This window comes from Herminiimonas arsenitoxidans, assembly GCF_900130075.1.
GTDB classification, from domain to species: Bacteria; Pseudomonadota; Gammaproteobacteria; order Burkholderiales; family Burkholderiaceae_D; genus Oxalicibacterium; species Oxalicibacterium arsenitoxidans.
This window is the reverse complement of the sequence record NZ_LT671418.1, coordinates 313,797-327,193: the sequence shown is the minus strand read 5'-3', so window position 1 is coordinate 327,193 and position 13,397 is coordinate 313,797. Positions and strand designations below refer to the sequence as shown.

Here is a 13,397-nt window from a genome sequence, read left to right as displayed (position 1 = left end):
TCCTGGGTTCGTTAAACATGTCTTCAAAGAACATGTGCATCGACGCAGACAAAAGTGATCATCGAATCTGAAAATAAATTTTGGCAAGGCTCAAGCTACATCGATCAACACGAATAAATCGCTATAGCGTGTAATTCGGATCGGCAAGGTTTGCACCAAGGATTCCAGCACCTGATTGGTATTGTCTAGAGGGAATGCACCCAACACCCGCAATTGCGCAGCAGCTGGGGAAACGCGTACAAAGCCAGTTCGATAAGGACGCAGTGCAGCGATTACATCTTCCAAGGATTCATCGTTGACTGACAACATGCCATCCATCCACGCAGCCTTGCCCTCAAGTCCGGCTTGCACAGCACCAATGCCATCACGATCGAACCAGACGGCCTCACCTTCGCGCAAAACGTGCGAATTACCATTGCCTGTGTCATTGCGGGTTGTAATGCCAACCGTATGCTCAAGCACTAATGCAAAACTACGGTCTGCCTCCTGTCGCACCAGGAAGCGTGTTCCCAAAGCGCGTACCATGCCGCAATCAGTCTGCACAATAAAAGGCCGCGCATCCGTTTTGACGGAGGCGACCAATTCACCTTTGCGCAAGCGCACAACACGCGCTACGCCATCGAAATCAACGTCAGCAGCAGAACATGCATTCAGCATCACCGTACTGCCGTCTGGCAAATTGAAAGTCTTGCGCTCACCCGTACCCGTGCGCAGATCAGCAACCAGTGTGGAGACAGAACCATTTTTTACTGCCACTACTCCGACGGCGCTGATAGCACCAAAAGCCAGCAGACCACCCAGCAATTTTCTTCTTGACGCAGAATGTCGTGGATCTGCCACCTGCAAAATGGCCAGCTCCGCCGCTTTGCCATGTCCCGGCACACGTTGACCGACGCTGCGTATCGGCGCGAAAGATCTATCCAACACACCCGCAACCTTGTTCCAGGCATGCTCGTGCTGACTGTCTAAAGATTTCCAGTGCGCGAAGCGCTGATATTCATCTTCGCTGCTTTCACCTGAACGAAACAAAACCATCCAGTCGATCGCCGCATCCAGTGCCGCTTGTGAAATGGTTTGCTGCGAGATCAACAAGGAGTTGCCGTCTACGCACATATTGGAAGAAGGATGACGCATGACTATTCAGCCGCCGTACAACATGCGCAAATCGCCAGCTTCATATACCGACGCACGGTAATGACAGGCATCAAAAGTTGCGCGGCAATTTCGCTATACGTTAGTTCTTGAAGTTGATTCAGCAAAAATACCTGTTTGGCTTTTACTGGAATAGCTGCCAGCGCCCTATCGATTTGCTCCAGTGCTTCAAGCACCAAGGCACGGTCCTCCATGGATGGGGCCACATCTTCAGGCAAAGCGGCAAGTGCTTCGAGGTAAGCGTTTTCCAGATCACGTCGACGCCAAAAGTTGAACAGCACCCGCTTTGCAATCACCGTAATGTAGGCGCGCGGCTCACTCAAATTAGCCGGGTGCATGCCACTCATTAATTGCACGAAAGTATCTTGTGTAAGATCGGCAGCATGATCGCTGCAACCCAATTTGCGACGCAACCAAGTCTGCAACCAGCCTTGATGATCGATATACAACTCGCCCACCGACCGCGATGTGATCATCGCATCAGATTTGATTTCATTCGGATGAAAAACAGTAGTCACAGCAATCCAGTGTAGGCATACGCCTTGCAAATCGGCTGGCTACCGTAAAGGATTGCTTGCCCAGTAAATGAGAATAGTTCTCATTATTTCACTGGATGAGCGACACGTCAATTGACTGTTGTATCTACACCTCGTTGCATAGAAGCATCAGTGATGCATGCGTACATCTATGCTCCATCTACAAAAAGGTGACGCAGAAATGAATAGTGCCGCTTGAGTTAACTCAAGCGGCACTAGAAAGATCACCACATATCTAATTGATCAATTAGATAATTATTCCCACTCGATCGTCGCAGGCGGCTTGCCCGAGATATCGTAGACCACGCGATTAATGCCGCGTACTTCATTGATGATGCGGTTGGACACATTGCCCAACAACTCATGCGGTAAGTGCGCCCAGTGTGCAGTCATGAAATCCTGCGTCTGCACTGCACGCAAAGCAACGACGTATTCGTAAGTGCGGCCATCACCCATCACGCCTACCGATTTAACTGGCAGGAACACGGCAAATGCCTGGCTAGTCGCGTCGTACCAATTGCGATGTGGAATACCGTTATCGGTTGCTTCCGATGCGCCTGGCGTCGCCACGAATGGCGTATTACGCAGCTCTTCGATAAAGATCGCATCTGCACGACGCAACAGATCAGCAAATTCTTTTTTCACTTCACCGAGGATACGCACACCCAGACCAGGGCCTGGGAATGGATGACGGTAGACCATGTCATGCGGCAGGCCGAGCGCGACGCCCAGTTGACGCACTTCATCCTTGAACAACTCGCGCAATGGCTCCAGCAATTGCAGATTCAATGTTTCCGGCAAGCCGCCTACATTGTGGTGACTCTTGATCGTGTGGCCTTTCTTGCCCTTGCCTGCACTCTCAATGACGTCTGGATAAATTGTGCCTTGCGCCAGCCATTTGGCATTCTTGCGCTTGCCGGCTTCGACCTGGAACACTTCAACAAACTCGCGACCGATAATCTTGCGTTTCGCTTCCGGATCAGAGACACCGGCCAGATGACCCATGAACTGATCGACTGCATCGATGCGGATGACGTTAACGCCCAAGTTCTCGGCGAACATCTCCATTACCATCTTGCCTTCGTCCAGACGCAACAAGCCGTGATCGACAAACACGCAAGTCAATTGATCACCAATCGCGCGATGGATTAACGCTGCAGCAACACTGCTGTCAACGCCACCGGACAAGCCTAGAATGACTTCATCCTTGCCAACTTGCTGACGAATTTTTTCAACCGCTTCGGCGATGTAATCGGGCATGTTCCAGTCCGATTTGCAGCCGCAAATATCGTGCACGAAGCGCGCGATGATGGCTTTACCTTGTACCGTGTGCGTGACTTCCGGATGGAACTGGAATGCATACATGCGACGAGCTTCATCTGCCATGCCGGCGATAGGACAATTCGGTGTCGACGCCATCAGTTTGAAGCCTGGCGGCATTTCGTTCACTTTATCGCCGTGGCTCATCCAGACTTTCAACATGCCATAGCCTTCAGGCGTGGTGAAGTCGCTGATGTCTTTCAGTAGCGCGGTATGACCATGCGCACGCACTTCTGCGTAACCGAACTCGCGTACTGTGCCATTTTCCACCTTGCCACCGAGTTGCTCTGCCATGGCTTGCATGCCGTAGCAAATGCCGAGTACTGGCACACCCAGTTCAAATACTGCTTGCGGTACGCGTGGCGACTCGTCACCTTCGATGACTGAATTCGGACCACCGGACAGAATCACACCAGCCGCGCCGTAATTGCGCACGAACTCATCGCTGACATCGTATGGATAGACTTCAGAAAAAACACCAGAATCGCGCACGCGACGTGCGATCAATTGGGTGACTTGTGAACCGAAATCGAGGATGAGAATTTTCGAGTGCATGAGATTAAATGGCTGAGAACTTCAAATGATGAGTCAATGTGGAATAACAATTTTTAGCTAGGCAGCGTTACATCGGAATGCGCTGACAATGAAGATGTGCGGAAATGCAATTCTCGCTCGAACAATGCGACCAAATCGACTAAACAATCTTTATCGCCAGCGGTGAACATACGCGACCGCTCATGGATCAAAGCCATCCTGCCGACGATTTTTCCAGTGCTATCGCGTAGTGGCTGCAAGGCACAAAAGCGCACTTCAACATTATCAAACTTGCCCAAGGCAGCCTGGAATGGCGATGACTTCTCCGGCACCACCTGCAAATCATCAGTCAATGGCAACTGTGCGCAGAACTGATGAGCTTCCGATGCTGCCAGCAGCTCTTTTTCCGTATGCAGGTAGACAACGCAGGCCGACACACCGAACAGATGTTTCCCAAGCCGCTCGATGCGTGCAACTGCTTGAGAAAAATCTTCTTGCCTGCTCACCGTTGGGCTATTGCAGACAAGGTTCGGAGATAAGGCCATTACAACTAACCTTATTCAGCGCGATAGTTCGGCGCTTCCTTGGTGATTTGCACATCATGAACGTGCGATTCACGCATACCGGCCGACGTGATTTCCACGAATTCAGCCTGCTCGCGGAACTCGTCGATGGTTGCGCAACCGCAGTAACCCATAGAGGAGCGTACGCCGCCAACCAGTTGATACAGAATCGCAACCATGCTGCCTTTGTAGGCAACACGACCTTCGATACCTTCTGGTACGAACTTGTCGACGTTATTCGCAGGATCCTGGAAATAGCGATCAGCCGAACCATCCGCCATCGCACCCAGACTACCCATGCCGCGATAAGCTTTGTAGCTGCGGCCCTGGAACAGGATCACTTCGCCCGGCGCTTCATCAGTACCGGCAAACATGCTGCCCATCATGACGCTGGAAGCACCAGCTGCCAATGCCTTGGAAATATCACCGGAGAAGCGAATACCGCCGTCAGCGATACATGGCACGCCTGTACCTTTGAGTGCTTGCGCCACGTTGGAAATCGCGGTGATTTGCGGTACGCCGACACCAGCGACGATACGTGTGGTGCAAATCGAGCCTGGGCCGATACCGACCTTGACGCCATCCGCGCCGTGTTCAACCAATGCCAGTGCAGCCGCTGCGGTAGCAATATTGCCGCCGATGACATCTACGCCCTTGTAGTTATCCTTGATCCAACGCACGCGATCCAGCACGCCTTGGGAATGGCCATGCGCAGTATCAACCACGATCACGTCCACACCGGCCTTGACCAGCAAGTCAACGCGTTCATCGTTGTCAGCACCGACGCCAACTGCTGCGCCTACGCGCAATTTGCCTTGGCTATCTTTGGATGCCAATGGATGTTCAGTCGCTTTTTGAATGTCTTTGGCGGTAATCAAGCCGCGCAGTTCGAATGCATCATTGACAACCAATACACGTTCCAAACGATGCTTGTTCATCAAGCGCTTGGCCTCAACCAGATCCGCACCGTCCGGCACGTAAACCAGCTTTTCCTTAGGCGTCATCTTGCTGCTGACAGGCGCATCCAATTCGTTTTCGAAACGCAAATCGCGGTTAGTGATAATACCGACAACTTTTTTGCCTTCGACTACAGGAAAGCCGCTAATGCCATGCTGTTGCGACAAAGCGATGACATCGCGAATCTTGGTCGTTGGTGGAATCGTAATCGGGTCACGAACCACGCCGGATTCGAAACGTTTGACTTTGGCAACTTCGCGCGCCTGTTCGGCGGCAGTCAGATTCTTGTGAATAATACCGATACCGCCCTCTTGGGCCATCGCAATCGCGAGTCGTCCTTCTGTCACGGTATCCATTGCTGCGGACAGCAAAGGGATATTCAACGTGATATTGCGGGATAAGCGCGTAACGAGTGAAGTATCTTTAGGGAGAAGATTGGAGTAAGCCGGAACCAGCAGCACGTCATCGAATGTGAGTGCTTTTTGTAATAGACGCATAGCATTTTCCTAGTGGCGCAAAAGCGAATTATACAGAAATCCGTTTCTTGCGTCCTGACCTTGCGAAAAAGGTTTCTGCAAAATCTTCGTATTGATTGACATCAAGCAGGAAGCATGGCGAAATCGCACAACTGTTTGCCGTCTTTCTCACAAGGATTTCCATGCGCTCCACTGGTTTGAAACGTCTTGCCGCCGTACTCGCATTATCCTGCTGTGCCTCTGCCGCTTTCGCGCAATATGTCTGGCTGGATGGGAAAGGCGTCAAACAATATTCCGACGTCCCGCCACCAGCCTCAGTGCCGAACAGCAAAATCCTGAAATCGCCCGGCATGACCTTGCGCGCGGCACCAGAACAGGCCTCCGAGAACACCGGGAAAGATAGCGATATAACAAGGCCGCAAACCATCACGGAGAAAAATGCGGATTTCCAGAAACGCCGTATGCAACAGGCCGAAAAAGAAAAGGAATCTGAGCAAAAAGCCAAGCAAGCAGCAGACAAAAAGAATAGCTGCGATCGCGCAACTGCCTACAATCGCGTGCTGGAATCCGGTCAGCGGGTCAGCCGCATGGATCAATCCGGCGAACGTGCTTATTTGAGTGATGACGAACGTGCGCAGGAAATCCGCGAAAACAAACGTACTTTGGATGACTGCAGATAAAATTCAGCGCTTGACTAAGCCAGCGCCGTATTAATCTGTTTTCTTGGCGTTTTTATGATCTGCACGCTTGCGGCGTGAGTCTTTGGGATCGGCGATCAAAGGACGGTAGATTTCCACTCTGTCATGTTCGCGTAACACCGTATCCAGCGTTTTAATCTTGCCGTAAATCCCGACACGCCAGACGCTCACGTCTATTTCCGGCGCTTGCTGAATAATTCCGCTATTCTGGATCGCTTGCTGTATGGTGGTGCCGCTGGCAACGGTCTGATCCAGCAAAAACTGCTGATCCGGCCGGGCGTAGCAAATTTGAATGTGGATAGCTGTATCAGCCATAGACTGCATCCGCTCTTTTGCTGAATGAATCGACAAAACTGCTCGCAATCATATTGAATACCGGTCCGATGATCGATTCGATCAAACGATTGGAAAACTCATACTGCAAGTCAAAGTCAATTTTGCAGGCATCTTCCCGCAGAGGCTTGAACGTCCAGGTACCATGCAACTGCTTGAACGGTCCTTCCAGCAAACGCATGGTCATGGAGACGGGACGCACATTGGTATTCTCAGTCGTGAAGCTCTGCTTGACGCCGTGATAATTGATCATGATGCTCGCCACGAGCCGATCTGCATCCCGCTGTTTGACATCAACACCGCCGCACCATGGCAAAAATTGAGGATAATCCTCAACTCGGTCTACCAGCGCAAACATTTGTTCAGCGCTGTAACCCAACAAGACTGATTTATGTACTACCGCCATCGAATATGAACCGTTTGATAGAATCGCGAAGTTCCCATTTTAACCGACCACCAGCCGAAACTCATGAGCATTATTGATAACAGAAAAGCGTTCCACGATTACTTTGTCGAGGAGCGCTTCGAGGCCGGCATCGTTTTGCAAGGTTGGGAAGCCAAGGCTATCCGCGCCGGGCGCGCGCAATTGAAGGAAGCCTACGTCATCGTACGCAACGATGAAGTGTTCCTGTTCGGCTCGCACATCAGCCCGCTGGCGACTGCCTCTACCCACATAACACCCGATCCGGTACGTACACGCAAGCTGCTGCTGAAATCCGAAGAGATCAAGAAGCTCGTCGCCAAAGTCGAGCGTGCCGGCTACACGCTGGTACCGCTCAATCTGCATTACAAAGAAGGCTATATCAAATGCGAGATTGGTCTGGCCAAAGGTAAAAAACAACACGATAAACGCGATACTGAAAAACAACGCGATACCCAACGTGAAATTCAGTCGGTCATGAAACAGAATCGACGATAAAAAAACGGCGCTCTTAAGCGCCGTTTTTTATTGCCTGCAAATCCGATTACGATTTGGTGTGCGTCCCTTGCGATTTCACAACTTGCATCGCCGTCGCGATCAAGCCGCTCATGTCCCCAAGATTGGCCGGGATAATAATCGAGTTATTCGTTTTCGCCAGTTTGCCGAAAGCCTCGACATACTGCTCGGCCACTTTCAAATTCACCGCATCTGAACCACCAGGCTCACGGATCGCTGATGCCGTTTTACGGATTGCTTCCGCAGTTGCCTCTGCAATTGACAAAATAGCCGATGCTTCACCCTGCGCACGATTGATCGCCGCCTGCTTCTCGCCTTCCGAACGAGCAATCGATGCCTCACGTTCGCCAGTTGCGATATTGATCTGCTCCTGCTTGCGCCCTTCCGATGCGGCAATCAACGCACGCTTTTCACGTTCAGCCGTGATCTGCGATTGCATCGCATGCAGAATTTCTTTCGGTGGTGTCAGGTCCTTGATCTCGTAACGCAGAACTTTGACGCCCCAGTTCGCTGCCGATTCATCGACCGCGCCAACCACGCTGTGGTTGATCAGATCGCGTTCTTCAAAAGTTTTATCCAATTCCATGCGACCAATCACCGAACGCAAAGTGGTTTGCGCCAATTGAGAAATCGCAGAGATGTAATTCGATGAACCATACGATGCACGCATAGGATCAGTCACCTGAAAATACAGAATACCGTCCACTTCCAGTTGCGTATTGTCCTTGGTGATACACACCTGCATAGGTACGTCGAGCGGGATTTCTTTCAACGAGTGTTTGTATGCAATGCGATCAATGAATGGCAAGACGATCTTCAAACCAGGACCGAGCGTCGCATGATATTTACCAAGACGCTCCACTACCCACGCGTGCTGCTGCGGCACGACATTGATAGTCTTGACGACAAAAACGATGGCGACGAAAAGAATGATGATGGTGGTACTTGTAGCATCGAACATAGAAGCTCCCTTATTGTGCGTGACCAGTTGCGTCACTGTTGATGACGATTAAACGGCTGCCATGTACTTCCTGTATGACGAATTTCCCCGGTGTCGCTGCCTCACCCTCTGCCAGCTCAACATCCCACAAGGCTCCGCGATACATCACACGTGCTGTATAGGAAGTACCGGCGGCATTGCGCCACTCTGCTACTTCCAGCGTTTGTCCGATATCGAGATTGACATTGGGATCGCGCGCAGCATTCGTATTGTCTGGTCGGCCGAACTTGCTACGACGCAGTGCGTAGGTAGCAAGCGCGGCAACCGCTGCCGCAATAATGCATTGCCACGTACCGGCCACGCCACTCAACGCAGCAACACCACCAGCCGCCGTACCGATGGCAATCATCAGCAAGTAAAAGGTACCCGTTGCCATTTCCAATATGACCAGCACGCATGCCACCGCAAACCAAATCATCCAGTCCGTCATGTGCATTCCTTTCTGTTCAAAAACAAAAACCCTCGGGTCCGATGGACAACGAGGGTTAAGAAACCACGATAAGACTTGTTCAGTTTTATCCAGTCGGGTGCACACAGTCTAGACTAAAAAACTGCATGGAAAAATAATTTCACACACCCGACTGTTTTACAGCTTTAAAACATTACAGACGCTTGGCCAGATTCTGCCATGTCTCAATCACTGAATCAGGATTGAGCGACAGCGATGTAATGCCTTCCTTCATCAGCCATTCGGCAAAATCAGGATGATCCGATGGACCTTGACCACAGATACCGACGTACTTGCCTTGCTTGCGACATGCAGCAATCGCACGCGAGAACAAAGCCAATACAGCAGGATCACGTTCGTCGAAATCGGCAGCCAGAATTTCCATACCGGAATCGCGATCGAGGCCCAAGGTCAATTGCGTCAAATCGTTGGAACCGATAGAGAAACCGTCAAAGTAATTCAGGAACTCTTCAGCCAGAATTGCGTTAGACGGAACTTCGCACATCATGATGATGCGCAAGCCGTTTTCACCACGCTTCAAACCATTCTTCGCCAGCAGGTTGATAACTTTCTCAGCCTGACCCAGTGTACGAACGAAAGGCACCATGATTTCGACGTTGGTCAAACCCATCTCATCACGTACGCGCTTCATCGCCTTGCATTCCATTTCGAACGATTCAGCAAAATCTGGTGCGAGGTAACGTGCAACACCACGGAAGCCCAGCATTGGATTTTCTTCATCCGGTTCGTAACGGGAACCGCCGATCAGCTTCTTGTATTCATTTGATTTGAAATCAGACAAACGCACGATCACTGGCTTAGGCCAGAATGCGGCACCGATAGTCGCAATACCTTCTGCCAGCTTGTCGATGTAAAACGCTTTTGGCGATGCATGGCCGCGCGCGACGGATTCCACCGCTGTTTTCAGATCAGCATCGATATGCGGGTATTCCAAAATTGCTTTTGGATGTACGCCGATATTGTTGTTGATGATGAATTCCAAGCGCGCCAGACCAACACCTGCATTTGGGATCGATTGGAAATCGAAGGCCAATTGCGGATTGCCGACGTTCAAGGTGATCTTCAACGGCAAGTCAGGCAAGTCACCACGTGCGAACTCGGTAACTTCAGTTTCCAGCAAGCCGTCATAGACTTTGCCTTCATCGCCTTCTGCGCAAGAGACTGTGACCAAAGTACCGTCAGTCAGCAACTCAGTCGCGTCACCACAACCAACCACAGCAGGTACACCCAGTTCACGCGCAATAATCGCTGCGTGGCAGGTACGACCACCGCGGTTAGTCACGATAGCGGACGCGCGCTTCATGACTGGCTCCCAGTTTGGATCGGTCATGTCGGCAACCAATACATCACCTGGCTGTACACGTTCCATGTCGGCAGCATCGAGAATGACGCGCACTGGACCTGCACCGATCTTTTGACCGATTGCACGACCAACTGTCAACACGGAGCCACTGCCTTTGAGCTTGAAACGTTGCTGTACATCGGTTGCTTTTTGTTGCGACTTTACGGTTTCCGGACGTGCTTGCAAGATGTAGAGCTTGCCATCAATGCCATCCTTGCCCCATTCGATGTCCATCGGACGACCGTAGTGCTTTTCGATGATGACAGCGTACTTGGCCAATTCGACGATTTCATCATCGGTCAGCGAATAGCGATTGCGCATGCCGATAGGGACATCGACGGTGCGTACCGAACGTCCGGCTTTCGCTTCATCGGTGAATTCCATCTTGATCAGCTTGGAACCGATGTTGCGGCGGATGATAGGCAGCTTGCCGAGCTCCAGCATAGGCTTGTGCACATAGAATTCATCCGGATTGACCGCGCCCTGCACCACTGTTTCGCCCAGACCGTAGCTGGAAGTGATGAAGACAACATCCTTGAAGCCTGATTCCGTATCCAGCGTAAACATCACGCCTGCTGCGCCCAAATCGGAACGCACCATGCGCTGTACGCCAGCTGACAAGGCAACCTCGGCATGCGTAAAGCCTTTGTGCACGCGATAAGAGATAGCGCGATCGTTGTACAGCGAAGCGAAGACGTGCTTGATCGCTTCGAGCACATTATCGATGCCGACGACGTTAAGGAAGGTTTCTTGCTGGCCGGCAAACGACGCATCCGGCAAATCCTCTGCAGTTGCAGAGGAACGCACGGCAAACGACATTTCCTTGGAGGAATCTGCGGCCAGATCTTTGTAATACTGCTTGATGTCTTGCAGCAATTGCGGCTGGAATGGTGTTTCCACTATCCATTGACGAATTTCCGCGCCGGCTTGCGCCAATGCACGCACGTCATCAATATTCAAGTCCACCAGACGGTCAGCAATACGTTGCGCCAGACTCAGCCCACCGTTTTCGCTGTACGTCAGGAAGTCCCTGAACGCCTGTGCCGTAGTGGCGAAGCCGCCCGGCACCCGAACACCAGCTTCTGCAAGCTGGCTGATCATTTCACCTAGTGAAGAGTTTTTACCCCCAACGGAATCCACATCGGACATCCGTAAACGTTCGAAGGAGACAACATAATTTCCTTCTACTGCCGGGTCATACTTGCTCCCTGTTTGTAATGCAATCGACATAACAACCTCTGCTTTGATGATAAGAAATCTTCATGCGTGCCTTTCATAGGCGACAGATAAGCTACAGTTTTTGTTATTCTTCGAGTTAGCCGCAACGTGTGTGAGCAATTGGCCGCCATTTTACAGAATCTATGAGAGATTCGCACTGCACCGCAGCATTTTTTTAACTTACGCTATTCTTACACCATCCTATGACCAACTCTGTCGACCGCAGTACAGCCAGCGCACGTACCGTTTTCTTTGTATCTGATGGCACAGGCATCACTGCAGAAACCTTTGGTCATTCAGTATTAACGCAGTTTGAATTGCGCTTTAAACAAATTCGTTTGCCCTTCATAGACTCGCAAGACAAGGCTTATGATGCATTGCGGAAAATCAATGATGCATTTGCCACCGATGGACAGCGTCCGATTGTTTTTTCCACATTAGTTAAAGCCGATTTATCAAGCATTGTGCGCCAATCCAAGGGCATGCACATGGATTTAATTCAAACTTTTGTAGAACCACTGGAACAAGAGCTGGGCGTGAAATCGACGCATACAATAGGCCGCAGCCATACCAGCGCCGATTCAGAAGAATACAAGAACCGGATTGAAGCGATCAATTTTTCCTTGGCGCATGATGATGGCCAATCTCACAAGAATTTATCAGCGGCCGATGTCATTCTGGTTGGCGTCTCACGTTCCGGCAAAACGCCAACCAGCCTGTTTCTCGCAATGCAATATGGCATCAAGGCAGCCAACTACCCTTTGATCCCTGATGATTTCGAGCGTGAGAAGTTGCCTAGCGGCTTGCAAGATTACAAACACAAGATCTTTGGCTTATCGATTGCAGCGAACAGGCTGGCAGAAATTCGCAATGAGCGTTTGCCTGGCAGCAAATATGCAGCGCTGGAAAACTGTCGCTATGAAATCAATGAGGCGGAGAGAATGATGCGACGCGAAGGCATACGCTGGATGTCATCAACCACCAAATCGATTGAGGAAATCGCAGCGACTATCTTGCAGGAAATAAAAACGGAGCAACGCCAGGATTAAAACAGGCAATACCTAGCGGGAGGTTTGTTGTCTGACTTGCTCAAAGAAGCAGACAGCAGAGCTGGCCGCAACATTCAAGGATTCAATTGCGCCTAGATGTGGGATAGACACGCGATGTGTCGCCAATGCAAGCAAGTCATCCGCCACACCCTGCCCTTCATGCCCGAACAACCATGCAACTGGCTGCGTCAGATCCAGATCATAAAGCTGCTTTTCCGCATGTGAACTGGTTGCAATCACCGGGATATCTGCGCGGCCCAATAGATCGGACAGATCGACGCCTTCGAATATCTCCAACAAGAAATGCGCGCCCATACCGGCACGCAATACTTTCGGCGACCACGCGAAGGTCGTTCCCGCACTGCAAAAAACTTGTTTGATGCCTGCTGCTGCTGCACTACGCACGATGGAACCAAAGTTGCCTGGGTCTTGTACCTTGTCCAGCAACACAGCTGACTGTGATAAACGCAGCGGCTCTTGCACTTCCGGCGTATCGATGACGAACAAAATATCAATGCCATGCTCAACCTGACTCAAGGCATGGAACAAAGCGTCAGGTAAAACGATGCATTGCGTATGACTATCGCTGCACTGTTGGACAATGACGCTCACCTCGCTGTTGAGCAGAGCCGTTTCGCCGACTATACACAACGGCGGCGTACCAATTTTTTCCAGATAGGCTTCGCACAGATGCACTCCGTCCAGCAAAGTGCGCCCGACTTTGCGGCGCGCCTGTGAGCTACCTGCCAGATGCTTCAGCTCCTTGTAGAGCGGATTGTCGCGCGATGAAATGGTTTTGATCGTCATGATAGG

Annotated in this window: 14 protein-coding genes; 3 read left to right on the top strand and 11 right to left on the bottom strand. The window is 51.0% G+C overall.

Going from position 1 to position 13,397, the window contains the following annotated elements:
• Nucleotides 1-90: 90 nt before the first annotated feature.
• From BQ6873_RS01550 to guaB, 5 genes are all read right to left on the bottom strand, one after another.
• Nucleotides 91-1,134, bottom strand: a complete 1,044-nt coding sequence (locus BQ6873_RS01550) for a FecR domain-containing protein (RefSeq protein WP_083664351.1) — start codon at nt 1,132-1,134, stop codon at nt 91-93.
• A gap of 2 nt (nt 1,135-1,136) precedes the next feature.
• Nucleotides 1,137-1,670 (bottom strand): sigma-70 family RNA polymerase sigma factor, encoded by a 534-nt coding sequence (locus BQ6873_RS01545; protein ID WP_407928002.1) that lies wholly within the window; start codon nt 1,668-1,670, stop codon nt 1,137-1,139.
• 273 nt (nt 1,671-1,943) lie between these two features.
• Entirely contained in the window at nt 1,944-3,563 is a 1,620-nt protein-coding gene (guaA, locus tag BQ6873_RS01540) for a glutamine-hydrolyzing GMP synthase (RefSeq protein ID WP_076591085.1), read from the bottom strand.
• Between the two features lie 53 nt (nt 3,564-3,616).
• Complete coding sequence (locus BQ6873_RS01535) at nt 3,617-4,087, bottom strand: GAF domain-containing protein (RefSeq protein WP_076591084.1); 471 nt, start codon at nt 4,085-4,087, stop codon at nt 3,617-3,619.
• 11 nt (nt 4,088-4,098) lie between these two features.
• Entirely contained in the window at nt 4,099-5,559 is a 1,461-nt protein-coding gene (guaB, locus tag BQ6873_RS01530) for an IMP dehydrogenase (RefSeq protein ID WP_076591083.1), read from the bottom strand.
• 161 nt (nt 5,560-5,720) lie between these two features.
• Between guaB and BQ6873_RS01525 the strand changes: the two genes are divergently transcribed.
• Nucleotides 5,721-6,218, top strand: coding sequence for a DUF4124 domain-containing protein (locus BQ6873_RS01525; RefSeq protein WP_076591082.1), 498 nt, complete (start codon nt 5,721-5,723; stop codon nt 6,216-6,218).
• A gap of 30 nt (nt 6,219-6,248) precedes the next feature.
• Here BQ6873_RS01525 and BQ6873_RS01520 read toward each other — a convergent pair whose 3' ends face one another.
• Nucleotides 6,249-6,551, bottom strand: a complete 303-nt coding sequence (locus BQ6873_RS01520; protein WP_076591081.1) for an RnfH family protein — start codon at nt 6,549-6,551, stop codon at nt 6,249-6,251.
• Nucleotides 6,544-6,975, bottom strand: coding sequence for a type II toxin-antitoxin system RatA family toxin (locus BQ6873_RS01515; RefSeq protein ID WP_076591080.1), 432 nt, complete (start codon nt 6,973-6,975; stop codon nt 6,544-6,546). The genes BQ6873_RS01520 and BQ6873_RS01515 overlap by 8 nt, the downstream gene beginning before the upstream one ends.
• 36 nt (nt 6,976-7,011) lie before the next feature.
• Here BQ6873_RS01515 and smpB point away from each other — a divergent pair, with 36 nt between their 5' ends.
• Nucleotides 7,012-7,488, top strand: coding sequence for an SsrA-binding protein SmpB (gene smpB, locus BQ6873_RS01510; RefSeq protein ID WP_269457251.1), 477 nt, complete (start codon nt 7,012-7,014; stop codon nt 7,486-7,488).
• 46 nt (nt 7,489-7,534) lie between these two features.
• Here the strand turns inward: smpB and BQ6873_RS01505 are convergent, their stop codons facing one another.
• The 3 genes from BQ6873_RS01505 to ppsA all read right to left on the bottom strand — a co-directional run bounded on the left by BQ6873_RS01505 (nt 7,535) and on the right by ppsA (nt 11,547).
• The gene (locus BQ6873_RS01505) at nt 7,535-8,467 is read right to left on the bottom strand and encodes an SPFH domain-containing protein (RefSeq protein ID WP_076591078.1); all 933 of its coding nucleotides are present in this window, start codon (nt 8,465-8,467) and stop codon (nt 7,535-7,537) included.
• A gap of 10 nt (nt 8,468-8,477) precedes the next feature.
• A complete protein-coding gene (locus BQ6873_RS01500; RefSeq protein WP_076591077.1) occupies nt 8,478-8,936 on the bottom strand; it encodes an NfeD family protein in 459 nt (152 codons plus the stop codon).
• Nucleotides 8,937-9,108: 172 nt separating this feature from the next.
• The gene (ppsA, locus tag BQ6873_RS01495; RefSeq protein ID WP_076591076.1) at nt 9,109-11,547 is read right to left on the bottom strand and encodes a phosphoenolpyruvate synthase; all 2,439 of its coding nucleotides are present in this window, start codon (nt 11,545-11,547) and stop codon (nt 9,109-9,111) included.
• Between the two features lie 191 nt (nt 11,548-11,738).
• Between ppsA and ppsR the strand changes: the two genes are divergently transcribed.
• Nucleotides 11,739-12,584 carry a posphoenolpyruvate synthetase regulatory kinase/phosphorylase PpsR gene (gene ppsR / locus BQ6873_RS01490; RefSeq protein WP_076591075.1) on the top strand — a complete coding sequence of 282 codons (846 nt, stop codon included), beginning with the start codon at nt 11,739-11,741 and terminating at the stop codon, nt 12,582-12,584.
• A 12-nt stretch (nt 12,585-12,596) separates the two neighbouring features.
• Here the strand turns inward: ppsR and BQ6873_RS01485 are convergent, their stop codons facing one another.
• Nucleotides 12,597-13,391 carry a TrmH family RNA methyltransferase gene (locus tag BQ6873_RS01485; RefSeq protein WP_076591074.1) on the bottom strand — a complete coding sequence of 265 codons (795 nt, stop codon included), beginning with the start codon at nt 13,389-13,391 and terminating at the stop codon, nt 12,597-12,599.
• Nucleotides 13,392-13,397: the final 6 nt, after the last annotated feature.

Coding starts and splice junctions, on each gene's coding strand:
- BQ6873_RS01550 (WP_083664351.1), bottom strand. CDS start 1,134: ATGCGTCATCCTTCTTCCAATATGTGCGTAGACGGCAACTCCTTGTTG.
- guaA (WP_076591085.1), bottom strand. CDS start 3,563: ATGCACTCGAAAATTCTCATCCTCGATTTCGGTTCACAAGTCACCCAA.
- BQ6873_RS01535 (WP_076591084.1), bottom strand. CDS start 4,087: ATGGCCTTATCTCCGAACCTTGTCTGCAATAGCCCAACGGTGAGCAGG.
- guaB (WP_076591083.1), bottom strand. CDS start 5,559: ATGCGTCTATTACAAAAAGCACTCACATTCGATGACGTGCTGCTGGTT.
- BQ6873_RS01525 (WP_076591082.1), top strand. CDS start 5,721: ATGCGCTCCACTGGTTTGAAACGTCTTGCCGCCGTACTCGCATTATCC.
- BQ6873_RS01520 (WP_076591081.1), bottom strand. CDS start 6,551: ATGGCTGATACAGCTATCCACATTCAAATTTGCTACGCCCGGCCGGAT.
- BQ6873_RS01515 (WP_076591080.1), bottom strand. CDS start 6,975: ATGGCGGTAGTACATAAATCAGTCTTGTTGGGTTACAGCGCTGAACAA.
- BQ6873_RS01505 (WP_076591078.1), bottom strand. CDS start 8,467: ATGTTCGATGCTACAAGTACCACCATCATCATTCTTTTCGTCGCCATC.
- BQ6873_RS01500 (WP_076591077.1), bottom strand. CDS start 8,936: ATGACGGACTGGATGATTTGGTTTGCGGTGGCATGCGTGCTGGTCATA.
- ppsA (WP_076591076.1), bottom strand. CDS start 11,547: ATGTCGATTGCATTACAAACAGGGAGCAAGTATGACCCGGCAGTAGAA.
- ppsR (WP_076591075.1), top strand. CDS start 11,739: ATGACCAACTCTGTCGACCGCAGTACAGCCAGCGCACGTACCGTTTTC.
- BQ6873_RS01485 (WP_076591074.1), bottom strand. CDS start 13,391: ATGACGATCAAAACCATTTCATCGCGCGACAATCCGCTCTACAAGGAG.